Genomic DNA, 21,768 nt, shown 5'->3' with positions numbered 1-21,768 from the left:
ATAATGTTGTGAAAACCATTCATTATTTCAAATTTTATCCAGGAGGACATATGAAAACGATCGTATACATATCTGATTTCAGGCTTCCCTTTGGTTTAAACTTCGTGAAACCCTTGACCAAATATACAGACTGCCGAAAGATTCTGATTATTGAACGCCATCAATTACATCACCCTGAACGGCTTGAAGCTTATTTTGATGAAATTAGATACGTTGATCATCTCGAATCTGTGGACGCTATCCGGGCACATATGCAGCATATTCTGCAATCTCACTTCATTGTTGCGTTGTTAACTCCGGGTGAGAATGCCATTGAGATCGGGGGACAACTCCGTTCCGAGTTCGGTATACCCGGCATGCAACGCAATCAGGCCGAGGCGGTTCGGAACAAGTGGATTATGAAACAAATGTTACATCAGCGCGGAATCCGTACCTCCAGAACGGCCATCGCACTCCAGCAACAGGACTATCTTCGTTTCTCCGCTACGTATGGGTTCCCTATCATCGTGAAGCCGCTCAGCGGTTACGGCAGTATCAACACGTTCAAACTATCCAGCATGGAAGAACTATTACATTATCTTCAGCATACAAGACAAGAACAGCAACGAGATCTGCTTGAGGAGTTCATTTACGGGACAGAGTTCCACTGTGACTCTATTGTGTGCAAAGGAGAGGTGGTCTTTGCTTCCGTTTCCCAATATCTCTACAACTGTCTGGATATCGCAACGCAGCAGAAACCTCCGGCTAGCATTACCTTCCCCAAAGGCACAGAAGCGGATTTTATCCAGCATATCCAGGACATCAACAGACAAGTTATTGCCGCGCTTGGCATCAATCAATCGGTGACCCATGCGGAGCTGTTTCTCACGCCGGAAGGCGAAGTGGTTTTCGGAGAGATTGGAGCCAGAATCGGGGGTTCACACGTGATGCCGCCTTGCATCAAGAACACGCATGGTGTGGACTTTTTCGAAGCAGTGACGGATCTGGAACTCGGTACATATACCTTCATGCAGCAGGAAACCAGCAACAAATTCACGGGTATGATCTGCTTCCCCTCCCGCGCAGGAGTGATCCAGCATATCTCCGGCAGAGACGATTATAAGGATGTTCCAGGCATTATTGAATTTAACGTCTCCTATGAAGTGGGGCAGCACGCCGGGGCTGTAAACGACACGATGACCCGCTCAGGGTTCGCCATTGTAGAAGGTGATTCGTTCGAGGAATTACGTCAGACGTTACTGGAGATGTATGATCGATTTGTCATTGAGGTGGCGGTTCCCGAAAACGTATAAGATCATCAATACGCAATAGAGATTGAGCTTAACGTAGTGGTTTTTTTACTGGGATTGTGTTTTTCTTGGGGAGGTTTGAAACGATTGTCTTTATTCAAAACATACGCGGGACTCAGCCGCGACATCTATTATCTCTGCTTAGCCAGAACCATTAACAGCACGGGGGATTTTATTTTCTCTCTGATCACCTTGGTGCTTACGCTGCAGATGGGCATGAGTGTGGTCAGTGCGGGAATTTTTGTATCCATGGCGGCTCTGATTAGCGGCCCCGGTGTACTGCTTGGCGGTTATTTAAGTGATCTGATTGGCAAAAAAACGATCATTGTCTCCGGGCAGATTTTGTCTGCCCTTATGATCATGAGCTGCTCCTTCTGGTCAGGCACGATGACCATCGGTTATCTTCTGATTGCGGTTATGTTCTTCATCAGTATTACACGCCCGGCGTATAACGCCTTAATTATTCAATTATGCCCGGAGGAGAAGGAGCGCAAATCGGCCTTTTCCCTGATGTATCTCGGAGCCAACCTCGGTATCGCGCTCGGGCCACTGATTGCCGGCTTTTTTATTAAAGATTACGTGCATATCGTCTTTCTGAGTATCGGCACCGTATTTCTGATCTCTACCTTTATCATTTGGAAAAAAGTTCATGTGGGTGCGAGCGGCCAAGTAACGCAGACTACGACCGGGGAACGGGGACATCACACACAGCAACCACAGGGGGAACAACAACCATATGGGAAGCAGCAACACCAAGAAGATCAGCAGCCGGGACAACAACAACAACAACAACAACATAAACAAGGTCGCTCTCCATCCAGGAAGCAACAAGGATCAGAGTCTTTGCCTTCGCCATTGTTCCCTATGCTGCTGAAGAATCCACTCGTTGTTTTTTTTATCGTGGTATCTTTTCTTAACTATTTTATTTACATGCAATACTCGTTCAGCCTGCCCTTGCAGATGAATCAGACGTTCGGTGAACATGGAGCGGCTTACTACGGCTCTGTCATGACCATTAATGCGATCAGTGTCATTCTTCTGACCACGCTGGTGCTATCGGCGACCCGTAACTTCACGGCTCTAAACTCCATCGCGGCAGGCGCTCTCTTTTATGGCATCGGATTTGGTGCGCTATATCTGCTCGGGGATTGGCCTCAATTTGCTATCGTTGTGGTATCTACGGTGCTCTGGACGATTGGAGAGATTCTGGTGCAGACCAATATCAATCTATATATAGCATCCCGCGTGCCTGACAGCCATCAGGGGAGATTTAACGGCTTGCTGTTGTTTGTCGGCTGTCTGGGATATACCCTTAGCCCTTATCTGACGGGTCTGTTCATTCGAAGTGTGGATATGAAGAGTGTATGGATCATTATTCTGGGGATCAGCCTGTTCTATGCCGTGTGTATGGTGCTGCTCTGGTATATTGAAAAAAACGCCATGAATAAACAGGGAATTGAATCGCCTGAATTCACGAAAAGCGTCTAAGTCCAAGCTCGGTTTATAAGAACCTCTACTTAAGTTTTAAGCTAAAACGAAAAACGAGCAATCACACCAAAAAGGGACAATACTGAATGGGGTCTGCACGAATAACCTCCAAAAATGCGTTTTTCGGAGGTTACTACGTTCGTTTGACCAAACCTTCAGGATTGTCCCTTTAGTTCATTTGCTCGTCTTACCTGTCGTCTTACACGTTGTCTTACATGAGTCTAGCTCTCGGTTGCTCGGCTGGTAGCGTTTATTTACGTAGCCTGCGTGCACTTAATGCGTGATGACTATTTTGCAAGAAGGTGCTACGCGTGTTCTTCATCATCTCGATTCGTTGCTCAGCAAGACGGTCTGCCGCCACATAAGTGGCGATGCCTTCGGTACGGGAGCTTTCGAATATTTTCTCCAGCGTCGTGTAAATCTCTCCGATCTTCGCCCAAGCTCGATCTTCATGATATCCGTTCAGCTCATCCGCAATGTTGATCACACCGCCTGCATTAATGACATAATCCGGTGCGTACACGATTCCGCGCTGATACAGCTCATCCCCATGGCGTGGCTCCATCAGCTGATTGTTCGCACAACCTGCGATCACTTTGGCTTTCAGCGTCTTAAGTGTATCATCATTAATTGTGCCGCCGAGCGCACATGGCGCATAGATATCACATTTGACGCTTGTAATATCTGCCGGGTCAACCGCCTTGGCGCCAAAACGTTCCACCGCCAGCTTCACGGAATCCTTATGGATATCGGTTACGATAAGATGTGCACCTTCCTCGTACAAATACTTGCACAGATGCATCGCTACGTTGCCCACGCCTTGGACAGCAATGGTTTTGCCTTCTAGCAGATCGGTTCCGAATGCTTCCTTCGCAGCAGCCTTGATGCCGCGGTATACCCCCCAAGCGGTTGCAGGGGAAGGGTTGCCGGATGAGCCATAGCTAGTTGAGATCCCTGTCACATAATCGGTCTCCTGATAGATCAGATTCATGTCCTCTTCCGTCGTTCCCACATCCTCGGCAGTGATGTAACGGCCATTTAACCCTTGAATGTAGCGGCCGAAGGCGCGGAACATGGCTTCATTTTTATCACGACGCGGATCTCCGATAATTACGGTTTTGCCCCCGCCCAGATTGAGGCCGGATACTGCATTTTTATATGTCATGCCCCGAGCAAGACGCAGTGCATCTTCAATGGCAGCTTCCTCAGAAGCGTATGTCCACATCCGTGTACCGCCTAGCGCAGGCCCAAGTGTTGTATCGTGTATGGCGATGATGGCTTTCAAGCCCGAATTTCGATCCTGGCACAGAACCAGTTCCTCATAATCATGTCGCTCCATTGCTTCAAACCAACTCATGTGCTAACCGTCTCCTCTAACCATTTTTGCGATACATCGCAGCGTCGAATTCTAGCGTTCCTATTAACGCTCCACCCTCTATTGTACCCATATCCACCCAGTTTGTGCAAAATCACATCACGATGTTCACTTTTGGACTCCACTGCATTCGTATCGAAGCCAAGCAAACCAGACGAATACCTCGAGGAACGGAATCCACCATAGCAAAAAGAGGCTCCGCCTGTCACCCTGTGACTGGTCAGCCTCTCCAATAACTCGCTCTGGATGCATAGGTAGGTCGATACGCTCATGTACTCATATGCTCACAATTGTATACCTATGTACCCTCGTCATCTCACCATATCGCTATCTCGCTCTACGCTCTAGGTCAGCGTTTCAACCACATTGATCGGATGCAACGCCCCGTCCACCGCAAAAGAAGCCTGTCCCGTTTCTTCCGAGACTACCAACACCACCGCATCGGTCAGCTCGCTTAATCCGAGTGCCGCCCGGTGGCGTGTGCCCAGCTTTCGTTCGTGGGCTTCGGCTTGGGATAACGGCAGCACATTGCCGGCAGACACAATCTGGTTGCCACGAATCAGCACGGCTCCATCATGTAGTGGCGCACCGGGAATGAAGAGCGATTCGAGCAACGCGTGAGTTACTTTGGCGTCCACCGCTACACCGGAATGAATCATCGTTTCCAGCGGAACCTCCCGTTCAATCACAATCAGTGCGCCGTATCTACGGTCGGATAGATGCTGCACACTAGACGTCAGTTCTGCAAACTTCTCGGTAAACGGGGACAAATAACAGTCGAGATAAAAAGAAGAAGCAAGCACTTCAATGTGTTTGATCTCGGCACGAATCTCCGCAAACTGCCCCAGCAAACAGACACTATCATGATCAAAACGCGATAACGTCTGATTCATCCGTTCTGCTACGCGGTGCAGGTCAGCCTTTAACTTTTGCCGCATCAGAGAACTGTCACAGTCTGCTTGTCCTGTATGCTGATTCATCTTGTGCCGCCCCCTCTTTGGATTTAATCGTTCTCTATTGAGATTCGCTACTGTTTCCGACCCAATTACGTTCTGATTTGACCGCGTTTGGACTCCTATTCCATGATAAGTATCCATACCTTGCCCCGAGAAAAGAAGCATTATGCATTACCAATTGGATAAATATTACAATGAGTGTATTACGACAAAACAAGGAGTTTTGTGATGCAGAAACGTAAATACCACATCCTCGCATGTATAATCATCCTTTTAGCTGCTGGACTATGGTTCTTTGCATTGAATTCAACAAAGTCTCTACAGGAAGCTGCGTGCAACGAAGTTGACTTCAACACGATAACCTCCATTGAAATCGAAAAGGGGCATGACCACAAGGTCACGCTTACAGGCAAAGATGATATTCATAAAATAATGTTTACTCTGTCAGCTCTTGAAGTGAAGAAAGATTCGAGCATTTCCAAGGATTTTAAAGCGGTTTACAGGTTGCTGGTTGATGTAAATGGAGGCGCAAGAATCGGGATGTTTCTATATGATAACAAATATATCGATGTTTATGATTACGAGGCTTCTCCTAAGAAGAACTCATCCATGAAGTATAAAATCTCAAATAGCTTTGATGAGAAGATCATTCATGATTATTTAAAATAAAAAACAGCAAAGAGGCTGAGTGACATCACCAGCTTCTTTGCGTTTGTTCACGTTGCTCCGTATTTTGAATGATCGTCCAGCTAAATCCTTATCTAATTCTTATTTAGCCCTGACCGACCTATCATTGAGCCTTGCCATAAGAACCAGCTTTAAATGTCGTTGGATCATACCATTTATACCCTGCAGCCGGCGCAGCCCACGGCTCAAGCTGTGGCTCGGTGGAACTTGCTGGTGTCTCCATTGGCAACAAGCTTGTTGCTGTATCAAGGGTCAGACCTGGCACTTGGGACAGGCTAGTGTAACTTTCTTTGACCGCGAGCCATTTCACCGTATTCACGAGTAATGTGGCGTCGTCCACTTCCTTGAAACCATCATACGTCTTCTTGGTGGCTCCGTTTTCTTCACGCAAATACTTTGGCGACGCATCCTCAACCGGAGAGGAATCACCGATGAACGCCGCTTTTCCTGCGCCTACTTTGGCAACCGCGGCATACGCCCCCTCTGCTCTTCCGCCGCCGTTATATACGCCCTGATCGACGGCGTTATTCCATTTGGACACGCCCGCCGGAACATACACCAAACCTTTAGCTTTGTTCGGGTCCATAATGGCAATCGTTGATCCGGCATGCATCGCTACAGCTTGTACACCTGTCGTGATGCCAAAAGCTTGTGATGGTGCAACGATATCTGTGGCGTTCACATCACCCAGCGCGTTATAGCGGAAACGAACACCGAAGTTCGTACCGAGCCAGTCGGAACTGGTCACGCCTTGCATCGCCGGGGATTCCGCTTCGGCAGAGGACATGCCTTTGGCTGGATTCAGGAAAGCACCGCGGCGGTAGCCGTTGAACACTTCGGAAGAATCCCAGCGGTTTTTGTTCCGGTCTGCATTGTAGTGATCGGAGATGAAGAACACACTACCGCCATTCTGTACGTATTGCAGGAGCGCAGCCTGCTCCGTGGCCTTGAATGGCACGTTGGCTTCGCCAATGACAAACACGTCATAGTCTTTCAATTTATTATAGGTGTACGCTTGCTCACCAAATGTATACGGGATGCTGCGTTCCAGCTGATCCACGGTAAAGCCTGCGTTTCGCAAACCATTCGCAAAGTCTGAAAAAGCTCCATCGATAATCCAGTCCGCCGCACCTGCGGTCTGAGCATGCGTGTTATCAAACAGCACTTTTTTGCCGTTGCCGCCCGGAAGAGGTGTGCCCGGATTCGGATTTGGCTCGGGGTCAGGATTTGTGGTACCTGAAGAGAGGGTGATTGACGTAGGATTTTTGACACCGGCATAGCTGTTATATGCGCCAAGCGTTCCCGTTACGATAATTTTTTTGCCTACTAGACCAGGGTTTGAAGCCAGTCCGTATTGAGCTCGGAAAGAAGAAGAAACTTGCACATCCAGCAGTTTGGCGTTCGAGCGCTCGGATGCAGAATCCGCAATCAGCACATTGAAATCATTGGCATACGGTGAGGTAAACTTGGCCGTCAGTGACCCGGTTGCATGTCCCACAACATAACCTTCGACGGTTGCTGTGCCTCCGCTGCTCTGGGCAGCAATGGCTTGTGATACGGTAAGTGGTGCTGCGGCTTGAACCGGAGCCTGAACCCCCGGAGCGAATAACGTTGTTGCCATCATAACAAAGACCAGGAATGCCCCGATCCAGTGCTGTTTTAACGCCTTTTTCATATACTCTTTCTCCTCCTCCATAACGTATGATGCTTGTCCCTATCTAATTTAAAGCTTCATATGATGAATTCCTCTCGATTTATGTAAAATTTTTGAAAAATTTTAAGAAAGCTCCCTTTTGTCTATACTGACTCCTATATGACTCGATAATGAATACGGTTTGTTAAGTCTAGAATGACCTCTGATCCAGAAGGAGATGTTCCAATTGAAAATAGTCTTTTTGTTACTCATCATCATCGTGCCACTTGCCATGACGTTCATAGCGCTTCAAACCAAATGGGCCATACGGCTGTTCCATCTCCTTGCTATTCTATGCTTCTACAGTGTAGCAACGGTTATTGCCAGTGATGTCTATGCCACTAATACTCATATGACGACGTTCACTACGGAAATTCATCACTTTTTGCTTAACCGCTGGTTTCTGATCCCTGCTTCCTACTTGGGCGTTTATATCCCATATGTGCTGTGGAAAAGCCTATTTTCGAAAAAAGTTGAGTTATAGAGCCGTTAGGCATTGCAATTTACCTACGTTCGATGCATAATGTGATTATATGTGATAATGATTATCATTCTTGAACTTGTTTATTTTCAATTCTGATGATGATGCCAACCATACTTACGACTTTATAGATAAAGGGGAACGAACATCGAATGAACACAACTCTGCAAAAGGCTGTCCTGCAGCTTGACGATTATTTGGATCTTCTGAACCTGGCTATTAACCTGGGTGACACAAGATGGCAAAAGGAGATCATCCGCAAGCTGGCCTACACATATCCTGCAACGACTTGCAACCAACCATAAAAAAACATACCGTAACATAAACGATTTTGGTAATCTTCTAATAGCCTGCGAGGAATTCAGTTGTATGAATTCGATCGTGGGCTTTTTTGCGTGCATATGGTGCGTTACAATAGGATGCAATACGATACAATACGATGCGGAATCCATTCAGGCAGGGTCGTGTGACCCACTCCGAATGGAAAGTAGAAAGAAGAAACCTGAGTTGGAGCAAAGGAGTGTACATTATGAAGCTTGAAACAGAAAGATTAATTCTTCGTGAAATTGTAGAAAATGACTGGTCCGACATCCATACGTATACTTCAATGCCCGAAGTTACGGAACACACCGCATGGGGCCCGAACACGGAGGAGGATACCCGGGCTTATGTACAAGATGTCATTCGTATGCAACTGGCCGAGCCGAGAGAAGGATATGAACTTGCGATTGTTTTGAAAAAGGAAGGGCTTCTCATCGGCGGCGCAGGGCTCCACCTTGTCGATCAGACCAATGCTGAGATCGGCTATGTCCTTCACCCTGCCTATCAGGGGAATGGATATGTGACCGAAGCCTGCCGCGCATTACTTCATTTTGGCTTCAAGGAACTTGGGGTTCACCGGATTTATGCCAAATGCCGTCCAGAAAACCCGGCGTCTGAGCGTGTCATGCAACGGATCGGCATGCAACGTGAGGGCCTTCTCCGGGAGCACTGGTTCTATAAAGGGGCATATCATGACTCGGCACTCTACTCCATGCTGGATCGGGAGTTAGAATAAAATCTCATTAGAATAAAATCTCAGCTGTGCTTACCTGCCTGTAAAGCATGGTATCGTGAGGCAGCAGCCAGTGAGAGTGCATGCCTTGCAAAATCCCCTGCGATGCTATGACGTGCGGTGTGATGTAATGCGGTGCCCCCGGTTTCGCGATGATACACTGTGAAGTAGTGCGATGCGTTGGGATGTATGGGGATGATGCGCTGTATTCTGCCACGATGTGGTTGGGTGTACGAAATGGTGTGCTTTAATTCACAGAGGGCGGCGGGTGCATGAGGGTGCTGTGTGGATGCATGAGGATGATGTGCGGGTGTATAGTACGATGTGCGAGTGTATAGTACGATGTGCCAGTTTTGGTATGTTGGTGTTGCCAATATCGGTGAGCCAGCAAGATCCAACGAGTTACGGAAGTAGCCACCAAAATTCTAACGATCACCACGAAGCTTATTTGGGTGTTTTTCAGCTGTTGGGGATTCTAACGATCACCAGTGACGCTATTTCACTGAATAACCGCAAAAAAACTCCATTTTCCAGCAATTTCTGAGAAATAACGTCTCTCCTGATCGTTAGATTTTCAAATGGGCTAAAATACATAAAATAAGCTCATCTGAGATCGTTAGCCATGGGAGAGCGAGACCCGATAGTTTGAAAAGCTACATACCAAGAAGTACGGAAAAAGGATGACACAGCCTACGCCGCTCCATCCTTTTTCCGTTTTATCCTATTCTTTCGTTCCAGTTCGTTACTTTAGTTCCGTATTACTCTATTTTGTTCCGTTAGTTTTGTTCCGGTAGTTCTGTTTAGTCCAACTCGTTCAGTTCTGTATCCGTTCTGTTTTGTTTTGTTCTGTTTTGTTCCATTTTTGTTTCGTCAGAACCCGTTTGGTCCATTCCATTCAGTGCCTTTCAGTTCAGTGCTTTTCAGTTCCGTATCCGTTCCGTTTTTGTTTTGTTCTATCCGTTCCGATCTCGTTTCTCCCCACCCGTGCGCTCTCTCTAATTTACCTGTTCTACTGTCTGAATCTACTGAATATGGCCTACAGACGGCACAGTTCTTTCGGGCAGCTTGGGAACGAAGGGCATCCACACATGCAACGTAATGCAGCCATGTCCCGAATCATTAATTTGCCGTCCAGCATATCGAGGGTGCCCTGCTCCTTCCACGCTCCGAGCATACGTGTAACACTCTCCCGAGTTGCCCCGATCATCTCAGCGAGTTCAGTGTGGTTCAGCTTCATCTCCAGCACGATGCCATCTGGAACAATCTTGCCATACGTATTGCTGGCACGGATCAGTGTCGAAGCCAGTGCACCTGCTTTGCCGTAGAGCAACAGATCACGGAATCTCGACTGTGTAATCCGCTGTGCAAGTGCCATCCATTGCAAGAATTTCAGCGCAAGATCCCCATTTTTGCTAATTACACTTTCGAGATCCGTCAGCGAGATGATGGCCAGTTCCCCTTTTTCCGCCATCTCTGCACTATAACTGTGGTTCAATCCGCCAATACCGCCAAATTCACCGATCAGATCGCCACTTTGCTGGATCGACAGAATAATCTCTTTGCCATCCTCCGTCGATTTGGTCAACTTCACACGTCCCGAACGAATGTAGTACAGATATCCAGCTTCATCACCTTCCAAAAAGAGGCTGTATCCCGACTTTACTTTTTTAGGCTGCATTTTGTCTTCGATCAGATCCCACTGTTCCGGTGTAACAAAAGACAGAATTCCACCTGTTCTCTGAGTCATCTTGCCCGCCTCCGTCTGTGCACGCTCTGCTTTTTGGGTGATTCTTTCCACAAATACTGTACCCATAACTTTCGTCCCCCTCGGTGATTCCTTATGTTTACATCATATCGTGAATCAGTTCGAAAGGTTATCGGGGGATTACCTGATCTTTGGCGGGAAACTCCCCCAATTCGCTGTGAGAAAAGTCACATATACCCAATAAAGGCCTCGCTTGCGAGTAGCCAATCTTAAATTGTCCATTTGTTGCGATCATGCTAGCATACATTTATACCCTATAAGTAATCCGTCTTGTGAATCTTCAAATTTATAAGTCTTTCATCTTATTCATTTCCGGAACAGGAGGAATACATATGTTATCGTTAGATCGTGATCTTTGGGAAAAGCTTACCGGCCCCTACGGGTCAGCAGAAAATGTACCCCGCCTATTGCAACAATTGCAGCAGCAATTCAGCCAAGAGGTTTTTGACGAACTGTTTCAGGAATATCTGTTTCATCAAAATACAATCTATACGGCTACCTACGCAGCCATGCCGTTTCTGGCACATCTCGCTTGTACGACATCCGATACAGCGGTGCGCAAGGAACTGTTTATCAACTGCGGTATTATGGAAGCAAGCCGCGATGAGCAGCATCAAATGCCATATCCGCCATCCTGGACTGAGCTGGCTGATGTGGTGGGAAGTACGGTCTGCACGCAGATGTACACTGATTATGTAGAAGCGATCGACCAGCTCAGATCACTGACAGAACAAGTGCTGGCCGATGCTGCCGAACCATCCACAGATGATACGGATAAACGTTACATCCTCATTGCAGATGCCGCATTCCGCAAATCCTATATCGTTGCGAATATGCTGATGACATTTTCGGAAGGGGATGAGTATGTAGCTGGGTGCCCCGCTTGCGAAAATGAACTGTACATATGGCCCGATGAAAATCATGCTGTGCCTCTGAAAGCTTATGCAGAAGATCCTGTTTTTCAGCCTGATCAGGAGGCTCACGCCATCATTCCCACTTCTGAATGGACAGATGAGGAGACACGGATTTTAGCAGAACGGACGGCAAGGATCGGAGAACAGACACTGTCCGCGCATCTGCCATATCTGGCAGGCAACACAACATGCCCCTCTTGCCGTGAGAAGATCGCAGTATGGCCAGCCTTACTGAGCACATTTACAATGTAGAAGAAAGATACGTGTACATGTTCTGATCTCCAGAAGAGTCTTCCTAGATATATACTCATTCCAGAATACACATTCAAACGAGACAGTTGGCTAATCGGCCAGCTGTTTTTTTCATTCTCATACTCCTCGGAGTGATCCACTGCCCACGTTCAGCAGTTTCCAGAAGTGAAATAGGGGTTTTCCCTGAATTACAAGGCTGACGAAACAGTCTACAATAGAACTAACATCGGAATAACCTGATTGTAAACTGATTCTCCCATCCAACGAGCCTTGAGTTCAAGGTTACCCATATGATGTGACAACGATGAACGACCACGATAATGAAGGAACGTAACGAGTGAAGAACAGATCGTCATATGATTCGAAAAAAGGAAGTGTCCCTCATGCATGATGAAGTCTCATCTGCCGTTCAGGAGATGATGAGCGGCTTGTGTCAGAACACCGCCGGAGATTTTTGCGGAATGGCTTGTGTGTCTGGATCCATGTTGCGCTGGAAATATACCTTCGGGGCAACCAATGAACGTGTCAAACGCATGGCTATGCGCCCTGGACAAGATCTGGTAGGCACGGCGCTACGAACCGGACGCACGGTTATGCTGGATGAGCAGTCCCGTGGGGAGTATACCCCGGATCGTTGCCCGCTTATGCTTGCTGAACGACTCGTATGTGCTGTAGCCGTCCCCCTGTTCAGCGAAGGTAGCCTGCCCAGCGGTGTATTACTTGTGGGAAGCCGAACCCCTCGCACGTTTTCTCCCGAGATGGTGATGCAAACCGAGCAAGCCGCCAGACAATTAGAGCTGCATGCGTGAGTAGGATAAGAGCACAGAATCTGACTACACCGTATGGGGAGCGTTGCATCATTCTCTCCTTATCATCTATGCATTCCATGTAATAAGTACACTGAATAGGAGACTTTTCGGAGATTAACCTCTGAAAAGCCTCTTTTTTTTGGTATGATGGATACAGATGATGGAAGCGGACAGGGGGAAATGAATGTGATTCGACTGTTAGTTGTGGACGACCATGTGGTTGTACGCTCGGGGCTAATTGCCCTGCTGGAAGGAAAGAACGATATACATATTGTTGGCGATGCAGCGGATGGTGACGAAGCCATTGCCAAAGCACAGGAACTGCAACCCGATGTGGTTCTGATGGATTTCAGTATGCCTCCGGGCAAGGATGGATTGACCGCTACGGCGGAGTTAAAAAAACTTATGCCGGATGTATCGATTTTAATTCTAACGATGCATGATGATGAGGAATACCTGTTCCGCGCCATCCACGCGGGAGCTTCCGGGTATATCCTCAAAAGCGCGCCCCACGAGGAATTGCTCGCTGCCATTCGTTCTGTAGCCGATGGGAGCGCCTACCTCTATCCAAGTGCAACCAAACGATTAATGAGTGAGTATCTGGACAAAGCCAAACAGGAGAATGCCGGGCCATACGATACGCTCTCGGATCGGGAAAAAGAGATTTTGTCCTGGATTGCCAAAGGATACGCCAACAAGGAAATTGCCGAGCATCTGGTCATCAGTGTCAAAACGGTGGAATCCCACAAAAGCAATCTGATGGAAAAGCTTGGCCTGCGCACCAGACCGGAGCTGGTGAAGTTTGCGATGAAAAAGGGGTTGTTGAATTTTGAGTAAGCCACGCAAAAACAGACTCAGCGGATTAGCTGACCAGCCTGTTCAGCTCCTACTCAGCGAAATTGACAAGCACATCTCGGATAACGAATTCCGAAGCAAACTGAAGGGTTCGCTGCATCAACTTGGTGATTTGAAGTTTGCACTCGACGAATCCTCGATCGTAGCACTGACGAATCGTTTAGGTAAAATCCAGTACGTGAACGATAAATTCTGTGAAATTTCCCAATATAGCCGCGAGGAGCTCATTGGTCAGGATCACCGGATTATTAACTCGGGGTATCACGGTAAAACCTTTATGAAGACGTTGTGGGACACAATTTCTGCCGGCAAGGTGTGGAATGGCGAGATTCGGAATCGTGCGAAAGACGGCAGTTATTACTGGGTAAATACCACGATTGTGCCTTTCCTCGATAATGACGGGGAGCCATATCAGTATTTAGCTGTACGCAGTGAGGTAACCAAGCTGAAACAAGTCGAGGCCGAGCTGCAACAGATGATGTCACAAGTCATGAACATTCAGGAAGAAGAGCGGCGGCGCATCTCCCGTGACCTCCATGACGGGATTGGACAAAGCCTGTTCTCTCTCGTGATTCAGATGGATCGTCTGCTGGCAGATCAAGCAAACCCGGGTTTAGAAGCACTACGGAAACAGGTTACGGGCATTATGGAAGATGTTCGCGGTATGGCTTGGGAACTGCGGCCGTCTGTGCTGGATGATCTGGGTGTCGTTCCTGCCATTCGAACCTATATCGAGAACTATAATCGCCATTACGGCATCGAGGTTACTCTCGAATGCAATTTGCGCAAACGGCTCGAGATGAACCGGGAGATCGCCATCTATCGCATCATCCAGGAAGCCTTAACCAATGTAGCCAAATATGCCGACGTTGCCGAGGCACAAGTGACTGTAGAAGATACGGAAGAGCTCACGCTTGTCGTTATTGAAGACCAAGGTGCGGGATTTAACGACGCTACTGCGGGGAATGGTGTTGGGTTGTTCAGCATGGAGGAACGTGCACGTGGAGCAGGTGGTACGTTACGCGTATCATCAGAACCCGGCGAAGGGACTACGGTTACGCTACTGCTACCTAAGAGAGTGAACTCGTAATGAGTGATGCATCACCATCCAAACAAACATCTTCACTATAGCAACAACTTCTAATCTTATGAGAGAAGCATCCTTGCTGATACAAATTCATGAAGTAACTTGCCCTAACAAGGATGTGCTGACTGCCCGCATCAAGCGAGCAGTCTTTTTTCTTTCACAGATGCGACAAAATGAAGGTGCTCCCTCATATATTTTTAACAATCCCCCTAAAATCAGTTGACGTTAGTTACGTTTCGTCATTAAACTATGAATGCTGCATGTATTAAGCGTATATTCAATTACTCTTTAGATTCGAATACACATCATGCAACATATGAAAACGTAAAGGATGGTTCAAACATGTCTCTTAAACGTTCCTTCAAAGGCGGAGAAATTCCGCAAATGTACAATCTGGACGAGATGGATCGAAAAATCATCGCCGCGCTCCATGAGAACAGCCGGATTTCCTATACAGACCTGGGTACACAGATCGGTTTATCCCGCGTAGCCGTTCAAGCTCGCATCAATGCATTATCTGAAAAAGGAATCATCGAACGTTTCACCGTTGTCATTAACCCAGGCAAGGTGGGGCTACAGGTCTCTGCCTTTTTCAATGTCGATGTGGAACCGCGCTTTCTGGATGAAGTTGCAGAGATGCTGGATGATGAACCATCCGTGACCAGTCTCTATCATATGACAGGCCCAAGTACCCTGCATATGCATGGTATTTTTGCAGATATGGAAGAGATGGAGCAGTTTATACTGGAGAAACTCTACAAGATGCCTGGCATCGTCAAAGTGGAATCCCAGCTGCTCTTAAAACGATATAAAAGCCGTATGGGCATGAGACTCTAGGAGGATAACCACATGAGTTGGAAAGATTACAACGGTCTCGTAATCGGTATGGTACGAACCGGAATTATAGGATACGGCGGTGGCCCCTCAGTTATTCCGCTAATCCGTTATGAAGCCGTCACCCGGTACAAGTGGGTCAGCGACGATGAGTTCGGCGAGATTCTGGCGATTGCCAACGCCCTGCCCGGACCCATTGCAACCAAAATGGCGGCTTATCTTGGCTATAAAACAAAGGGTGTTCTAGGTGCTATTGTGTCCGTACTCGCTCATATTTTGCCGACAAGCATCGCAATAATTGCTCTACTCGGTTCAATGTACGCCCTGCGCGAATCCAAGATTGTAGCGGGTATGGTCGCAGCTGTGCGGCCTGTCATTTTTGTGATGCTTGGCATGATGGCCTATGAATTCGCGATGAAAGCCTGGAAAGGCTTGGGTAAGTGGTTTGCGATTTTATTCGGTGTGATTGCCTTTGCAGCATTACAGTTACTTAATATTCATCCGGGACTGGTAATTACGGTGTTCCTGGCCTATGGTTTCTTCCATTTCGGGCTGGTGCAGCGTGTAAAATCCAAAGGTAACTCCGACAAGGAGGTATCGTAGGATGCTTCAGACATGGTGGGAATTATTTTGGGGATTTTTCGTAGCGAACATCCTCGGATATGGAGGCGGCCCCGCTTCCATTCCATTGATGCAGGAAGAGATTGTGAATCATTACCGCTGGATGACAACCGAGCAGTTCGGAGATGTACTGGCGATCGGCAATGCGCTCCCAGGCCCGATTGCCACCAAAATCGCTGCTTTTGTCGGATATCACGTCGCAGGCTGGTTTGGTGCGTTCATCGCCAGTTTCGCTACCATTGTACCGTCATCGGCTGCACTTATTCTATTACTTCGTTTGTTGAACAAACACCGGACCTCACCTAAGGTCAAAGGTATGACTCTACTTGTGCAACCGGTGATTGCTGTGCTCATGATTCTACTCACTTGGGAATTCGGCCAAGTATCCACCGGTTCGATCGGCATTTGGCAGACGCTCATTATTGCAGGCATCTCCCTATGGGTTATGACCAAAACCAAGCTACACCCGGCAATTCTTATCCTTATTGCTTTTGCCTACGGTGCTTTGGTACTGTCACATACGATGTGACCAGATTAGACCGCTAATGTGAATTATGAATTTGAGAAAATGTATGTTTTTAACTCTATATGGTACTCAAAAAGGTGATATCAGCATTTAAGCTGATATCACCTTTTTGACATTTACTATTTCTAATCCGTATTCCGACCTTACTTCTCCTCAACCACAACGTTGACCTTGGTTTTTACACCTGCATAGGAGATGGTAATGGTCGCTTTACCTTTACCATTCGCTTGAATGATCCCGTCTTTCACGGAAGCCGTCGCAATGCGGGAAGAAGTCCACAGTGCTGGTTTGGACACATTGGCTTCACTTCCGTCCAAATATGTTGCGGTTGCGACTACGGTTGCCTTATCGCCAACTTTCATCGTCAACGTAACTTTATCCGTCTGTAAATATTTCAATGTATCTACATCCAGCGCAATCGTAACCGTTTTGTTACCGTACTTCGCAGTTATTCTTGCTTTACCTGAGTTCAGTGCCTTCACTTTGCCTTTGGTCACTTGAGCCACTTTGTAACTGTTTGATTTCCACTCTGCTTTGTCTGTAACATCCCGCTCACTGCCATCACTCAAGGTAGCAGTCAACTTCAAATCCACGGTTTCACCGGATTTCAGGGAAAGAGCAGGCTCAGAAGCTTCAATCCGAGAAATAACATCGACTTCAACCTGAATTGTGATTTTCTGTGAGCCATATTCAGCCGTGATGTTAGCTTTACCACTGCTATTGCCTGTGATTACACCTTTTTTCACATCAGCTACACGGGCATTGCTCGATTTCCAGGTCGCATCGGCTGTGACGTCTTTCGTATTACCGTCCCCATCCGTGCCTGTAAGGACAATGGCTTGAGTTTCTTTTGCCGACAACACGACAAAGTTCACATCCGCTTCCAGTCCGCTCGCCATTCCTACTTCTACAGGCAGTGTCAACGTTTTTCCTTCGATTTTAGCCGTAATCGTCGCTTTGCCTATCGCTACACCCGTAATAACCCCTTTGCTGTCGACCTCAGCGATTTTCTCGCTGCTGCTGCTCCACGTTGCATCGTCAGATACATCCTTGGAAGCTTCACCGTATACGGCAAGCACTTTGGCAGCAGTGGTTCCGCCAACAGCAACGGTTGCTTTCTTTTTATCCATCTCATACTTGTCAGGCACGTCTACGTTTACTGTGAATTTCACCGTTTTGCCGCCATAAGCTGCGGTAATGGTAGCTGTACCGGATTTATAGGCAATCAGTTCACCGCCCGATACATATACAATATCTGCATTGCTGGACGTCCACGTCGCTTTGGACGTTACATCTTCCTTGCTTGCATCGATGTATTCAGCGTTTGCTGTAAGCTGTTTCGTTCTATTGTCACCGGTAACGCTCATGGCAAGTTTGTCTGTCACATCTTTGATATCCAGATATCTCGCCGTATCTACGTCGACAGCAATCTCTACCGTTTTGCCACTGTATGCAGCCTTAATCGTTGTTGATCCCGCACTTATTGCTGTAATCTGGCCTTTGAATACCGTAGCCACCTTCTCATTGCTGGATGTCCACGTTGCCTGATCGGTCACATTCACATCACTACTGTTTGGATATGAAGCTGTAACTTCGACATTGGCCGTTTTATTCGTATCACTCAAGCGGAAGAAGATGCTCTGTTTCGCTACGCTCAGCTTGCTCGTCAGATCTACATCCACATCTACGGATACCGACTTGGTACCATATTTACCTGTAATTGTGGCAGAACCTGCCGAATAACCTGTAATGTTGCCTTTCAGTACATCTGCAACCTTTTCGTTGCTTGACGTCCATTCTGCCAGATCGGTTACATCTTTGGTAGATCCATCTGGATAGGTTGCTGTTAATTTGACACTTTCCTTCTGTTGAAGAAGCAGACTGATCTGGCTTTTGTCTACATCCACACGTTTAACCACTTCCACATTAACATCTACAGTTACGCTCTGACTGCCCAGCTTCGCCGTAATCAACGCTGTGCCTGCACTCTGACCCGTCACTTTACCGTTAACCACTGTTGCCACTTTCTCATTACTTGTCGACCATTCAGCACTGCTGGCCGCCTGCTCATTCGTTGAATTATCACTATACGTTGCCGTCAGCAAAATATCCTTGGTAACCCCTGTACGGAGATCAAGATCTTGCACATTTTTGGAAAGGGCTTTGACTTTCTTGGTCACTTTGATTTGAATAGGTTGACTTTGCCCCTGATAGGCCACTGTAATCGTGGCTGTACCTTCTTTTTTGGCAGTTATCGAACCATTATATGCAGATGCTACCGAAGCATCACTGCTCGTCCAGGATGAACTGATGGTCACGTTTGCCGAGGTATTATCCGAATATACCCCCGTTACGGTGACCGACCCGGAATCGCCGACTTCGAGCGACATTTCATTTTTGGAAACCACAATTTTGGACAGTTCTTTCTCTGCCGCAGCGGCCAAGCCTACGTTGGATATACTCAGTATCAACACCAGCATCATCACCATGTACTTGGTCAATCTTGGCTTTAACATCATTTCCCTCCGATTATTCGTCAATTTTTTCCTACTCTAATTAATGTCGGCAAGAACTTTCCAGATGTTTAGACTTTCAGGAAATTTTCAGGTAATTATATGGAAATTCATACTATAGTCTCATCTACTCCCGTGGCGCATAACCTGAATATAAGGCTTATCAGCATAAGTAACATCATTTTTCAGTATCGGGGGGAAATCGGTGTGAATCAGTCATTTGATTACATCCACTATTGGGAGCAGACTTATTCTTCAGGTAAAACGTCGGGCAGGGGTTCATATGGCGTGCTGGCGGAATTCAAGGCCGAGGTAGTCAATGCGTTAATCCAGCGGGAAGGTATTCATCGGGTCATCGAATTCGGCTGCGGAGATGGAAACCAGTTAAAATATATGAACTATGGTGAATATCTGGGCATGGACGTGTCATCCTCGTCGATAAAACAATGTGCTTCGCTATATGCCAGCGATCCCTCCAAAAGCTTCATGGTGTATACGCCGGGCCTGTGGGTCAATCGCGGTTTTCTCCAAGCTGATCTGACCGTGTGTCTGGATGTGCTGTATCATATTACAGATGAAACGGATTTTCGGGCGACCTTACGCGATGTTCTCCACACTTCATCTCAATGGGTGGTGCTCTATACAAGGCTGAAGGAGCAAGGGGAATCCGGCGTGAAAACCATCCAGGATCGGAATCTGTTCCACTATCTATTCGATTATCCCGAATTCAAAGTGCATGAGATCATACGCCAGCGATATCCCGAGCAGTCCTCTGCCGACTTTGTCATTCTGAGACGTTCGCCAGCGAAGTAAAATCTATATTCTGAAAAAAAACAAAAATAGAACCAGCCTGTGTGCGGTTCTATTTCTTGCTTCTGTTCAACTAGGCAGACGTTTAACGATACTATTTTACATGTATTTAAATATGCCTTTGAAGTTTGACATGTAGTTCTGTCGATGCCGCAGTACCATACTCCAGATAGTTTACAGAACCGTTGAAGTTTAAATAAGCCTCATAACGCATACGAATGGCGGGTAAAGCGATCATGTCCAGAACATTTTCCTTTGGAACCCACCTGCACTCACTCGTTTCCTCAGAAGTCGTTAACTCTCCACCCTCTGCTCTGCACACGAAATCAAACATGACTTTTGTAGGAACATCCGTTACACCGTCATACCACTTATGAATAGCTGTATTAGAAACAACGCTTATTAAATGGCTAACCGTTGCGATGATTCCACTTTCCTCTTGGACTTCACGAATGACGCCATCTATCAGGTTCTCTCCGATTTCAGTTATCCCACCAGGATATACCCAGCCATCATCATGAGTTTTGACCAACAGGATATTCCCCTGTCCATCTTCTACAATTCCGCCTGCAGATACGATATGTGTCGGAAATGACATTTAGGAACCTCCTACTTTTAGTTAAAATAACCCCTCGTTTCCACGCAACTTCGCCAGCGCCTCCATATAGAAGTAATCGCCGTAAATAATCGGCACATTAATTCCCCTACCTTCCGGGTAATGCACCGTTCCCTGCATAATCAACCCTTCTTCCGCTACAGATTCAGCAGGGCTGTAGCGCTCATGCAAGCCGCGGACGATGTGTTCTCCCGCGGCGGCGTAGATTTGCCCGCGTGGCGACAGCTTCGCGAGCTCCAACAAGCCGCTTGCGGCAATCGCCGCGGCGGACGAGTCCCACGCCGCCTGATGCTCCGCAGGCGCGCGGAAATCCCACACCGGCACGATGTCTTCGCCAAGCATGGCGAGGAAGACATCGGCCGCCCGCTCCGCTGTCTCCAGATATCGGGCTTCGCCCGTATACCGGAAAGACAGCGCAAACCCGTGCAACGCCCAGGCGGTGCCCCGCGCCCAGGCGGACCCGGGAGCATGGCCTTGGCCGCCATGCTCCCGTAACTTCTGCCCCGTGCGTGGATCAAACTCCACCACGTGGCAGATGGACCCGTCAGCGCGGACGAATTCGCGCGCCACGGTGTCCGCATGCGCTTCCGCCAGCCATCGGAAGCGAGGATCGCCGCTCTGCTCGGATGCCCAGTAGAGTAGCGGCAGGTTCATCATGCTGTCGATAATGGCAACGCCGCGCGTGTCCATCATCGACGAGCGGAAGTTCCATGCGCGGATGAACTCACCGCGCACGTGAAAGCGGGCAGCGAGCAGATTCGCGGCAAGCATGCCGCGGCGGCGCCCATCCTCGCTGCCCATCTGGCGATAGCTGGCTACGCCACTAAGCAGCCAGATGAAGCCCAGATCGTGATCCACCAGGTCTGGATCACGCAGACAATCTTCGAGCTGTCGCTCACAGCTAGCGGCGATCCGCCGCAGATCCGCGGCCGCTTCATGCTGCGGATCATCCCGGTACACCAGCCATAACAGTCCGGGCCAGAAGCCGGCTGTCCACCATGCCGGATCATTTTGGTCGTACACACCCTGCGGTGAAATATGAGGAAAGGTATCCTGGATTCGTGTCGCATTTCGAACCGTCTTGCGAACCCCTTTCTGCCATGCTTCCTCCAGCCATGTTGCCGATGTTGAGGTATTCATGAT

The 21,768-nt window shown here is 47.8% G+C and carries 21 protein-coding genes; 14 read left to right on the top strand and 7 right to left on the bottom strand.

Going from position 1 to position 21,768, the window contains the following annotated elements:
* Window positions 1-50: 50 nt before the first annotated feature.
* Both Q9R46_RS20310 and Q9R46_RS20305 read left to right on the top strand, forming a co-directional pair.
* Entirely contained in the window at window positions 51-1,292 is a 1,242-nt protein-coding gene (locus tag Q9R46_RS20310) for an ATP-grasp domain-containing protein (RefSeq protein WP_311281529.1), read from the top strand.
* Between the two features lie 84 nt (window positions 1,293-1,376).
* Entirely contained in the window at window positions 1,377-2,777 is a 1,401-nt protein-coding gene (locus Q9R46_RS20305; RefSeq protein ID WP_311281528.1) for an MFS transporter, read from the top strand.
* Window positions 2,778-3,027: 250 nt separating this feature from the next.
* Here the strand turns inward: Q9R46_RS20305 and Q9R46_RS20300 are convergent, their stop codons facing one another.
* The gene (locus tag Q9R46_RS20300; RefSeq protein WP_311281527.1) at window positions 3,028-4,134 is read right to left on the bottom strand and encodes a Glu/Leu/Phe/Val family dehydrogenase; all 1,107 of its coding nucleotides are present in this window, start codon (window positions 4,132-4,134) and stop codon (window positions 3,028-3,030) included.
* A gap of 362 nt (window positions 4,135-4,496) precedes the next feature.
* Entirely contained in the window at window positions 4,497-5,132 is a 636-nt protein-coding gene (gene cdaS / locus Q9R46_RS20295; RefSeq protein ID WP_311281526.1) for a sporulation-specific diadenylate cyclase CdaS, read from the bottom strand.
* Between the two features lie 204 nt (window positions 5,133-5,336).
* Here cdaS and Q9R46_RS20290 point away from each other — a divergent pair, with 204 nt between their 5' ends.
* Window positions 5,337-5,777 (top strand): hypothetical protein, encoded by a 441-nt coding sequence (locus tag Q9R46_RS20290; protein ID WP_311281525.1) that lies wholly within the window; start codon window positions 5,337-5,339, stop codon window positions 5,775-5,777.
* Between the two features lie 121 nt (window positions 5,778-5,898).
* On the opposite strand, the gene Q9R46_RS20285 is transcribed toward Q9R46_RS20290, so the two are convergent.
* Complete coding sequence (locus Q9R46_RS20285; RefSeq protein WP_397386396.1) at window positions 5,899-7,419, bottom strand: DUF6359 domain-containing protein; 1,521 nt, start codon at window positions 7,417-7,419, stop codon at window positions 5,899-5,901.
* A 256-nt stretch (window positions 7,420-7,675) separates the two neighbouring features.
* On the opposite strand from Q9R46_RS20285, the gene Q9R46_RS20280 reads away from it, so the two are divergent.
* From Q9R46_RS20280 to Q9R46_RS20270, 3 genes are all read left to right on the top strand, one after another.
* Complete coding sequence (locus tag Q9R46_RS20280) at window positions 7,676-7,972, top strand: hypothetical protein (RefSeq protein ID WP_311281523.1); 297 nt, start codon at window positions 7,676-7,678, stop codon at window positions 7,970-7,972.
* Window positions 7,973-8,121: 149 nt separating this feature from the next.
* Window positions 8,122-8,274, top strand: a complete 153-nt coding sequence (locus Q9R46_RS20275; protein WP_167375706.1) for a hypothetical protein — start codon at window positions 8,122-8,124, stop codon at window positions 8,272-8,274.
* Between the two features lie 224 nt (window positions 8,275-8,498).
* Window positions 8,499-9,026 carry a GNAT family N-acetyltransferase gene (locus Q9R46_RS20270; RefSeq protein ID WP_311281522.1) on the top strand — a complete coding sequence of 176 codons (528 nt, stop codon included), beginning with the start codon at window positions 8,499-8,501 and terminating at the stop codon, window positions 9,024-9,026.
* 1,033 nt (window positions 9,027-10,059) lie between these two features.
* Here the strand turns inward: Q9R46_RS20270 and Q9R46_RS20265 are convergent.
* Window positions 10,060-10,836: a Crp/Fnr family transcriptional regulator gene (locus Q9R46_RS20265; RefSeq protein ID WP_311281521.1), complete on the bottom strand. Its 777-nt coding sequence runs from the start codon at window positions 10,834-10,836 to the stop codon at window positions 10,060-10,062.
* Window positions 10,837-11,120: 284 nt separating this feature from the next.
* Between Q9R46_RS20265 and Q9R46_RS20260 the strand changes: the two genes are divergently transcribed.
* The 7 genes from Q9R46_RS20260 (at window position 11,121) to chrA (ending at window position 16,689) form a co-directional block, all read left to right on the top strand.
* Window positions 11,121-11,954 (top strand): hypothetical protein, encoded by an 834-nt coding sequence (locus tag Q9R46_RS20260; protein ID WP_311281520.1) that lies wholly within the window; start codon window positions 11,121-11,123, stop codon window positions 11,952-11,954.
* Window positions 11,955-12,337: 383 nt separating this feature from the next.
* Complete coding sequence (locus Q9R46_RS20255) at window positions 12,338-12,763, top strand: GAF domain-containing protein (RefSeq protein ID WP_311281519.1); 426 nt, start codon at window positions 12,338-12,340, stop codon at window positions 12,761-12,763.
* Between the two features lie 186 nt (window positions 12,764-12,949).
* Entirely contained in the window at window positions 12,950-13,600 is a 651-nt protein-coding gene (locus Q9R46_RS20250; protein WP_311281518.1) for a response regulator, read from the top strand.
* Window positions 13,593-14,708 (top strand): sensor histidine kinase, encoded by a 1,116-nt coding sequence (locus Q9R46_RS20245; protein ID WP_145334188.1) that lies wholly within the window; start codon window positions 13,593-13,595, stop codon window positions 14,706-14,708. The genes Q9R46_RS20250 and Q9R46_RS20245 overlap by 8 nt, the downstream gene beginning before the upstream one ends.
* A 339-nt stretch (window positions 14,709-15,047) precedes the next feature.
* Entirely contained in the window at window positions 15,048-15,542 is a 495-nt protein-coding gene (gene chrS, locus Q9R46_RS20240) for a chromate efflux transcriptional regulator ChrS (RefSeq protein ID WP_311281517.1), read from the top strand.
* 12 nt (window positions 15,543-15,554) lie between these two features.
* A complete protein-coding gene (gene chrB, locus Q9R46_RS20235) occupies window positions 15,555-16,142 on the top strand; it encodes a chromate efflux transporter ChrB (RefSeq protein WP_311281516.1) in 588 nt (195 codons plus the stop codon).
* A 1-nt stretch (window position 16,143) separates the two neighbouring features.
* On the top strand, window positions 16,144-16,689 hold the full coding sequence (chrA, locus tag Q9R46_RS20230) for a chromate efflux transporter ChrA (protein WP_311281515.1): 546 nt from the start codon (window positions 16,144-16,146) through the stop codon (window positions 16,687-16,689).
* 140 nt (window positions 16,690-16,829) lie between these two features.
* On the opposite strand, the gene Q9R46_RS20225 is transcribed toward chrA, so the two are convergent.
* Window positions 16,830-19,202 carry an Ig-like domain-containing protein gene (locus tag Q9R46_RS20225; RefSeq protein ID WP_311281514.1) on the bottom strand — a complete coding sequence of 791 codons (2,373 nt, stop codon included), beginning with the start codon at window positions 19,200-19,202 and terminating at the stop codon, window positions 16,830-16,832.
* Window positions 19,203-19,406: 204 nt separating this feature from the next.
* Between Q9R46_RS20225 and Q9R46_RS20220 the strand changes: the two genes are divergently transcribed.
* A complete protein-coding gene (locus tag Q9R46_RS20220) occupies window positions 19,407-20,012 on the top strand; it encodes a methyltransferase domain-containing protein (protein WP_311281513.1) in 606 nt (201 codons plus the stop codon).
* A 106-nt stretch (window positions 20,013-20,118) separates the two neighbouring features.
* Here the strand turns inward: Q9R46_RS20220 and Q9R46_RS20215 are convergent, their stop codons facing one another.
* Window positions 20,119-20,607 carry an NUDIX hydrolase gene (locus Q9R46_RS20215; RefSeq protein WP_145334200.1) on the bottom strand — a complete coding sequence of 163 codons (489 nt, stop codon included), beginning with the start codon at window positions 20,605-20,607 and terminating at the stop codon, window positions 20,119-20,121.
* Between the two features lie 21 nt (window positions 20,608-20,628).
* Window positions 20,629-21,765 (bottom strand): glycoside hydrolase family 88 protein, encoded by a 1,137-nt coding sequence (locus Q9R46_RS20210; protein WP_311281512.1) that lies wholly within the window; start codon window positions 21,763-21,765, stop codon window positions 20,629-20,631.
* Between the last annotated feature and the right edge of the window lie 3 nt (window positions 21,766-21,768).

Source organism: Paenibacillus sp. RRE4, from assembly GCF_031844205.1.
GTDB lineage: Bacteria > Bacillota > Bacilli > Paenibacillales > Paenibacillaceae > Paenibacillus > Paenibacillus xylanexedens_B.
Note: the sequence above shows the minus strand (reverse complement) of the source record. Positions and strands in the feature narration are given on the sequence as shown.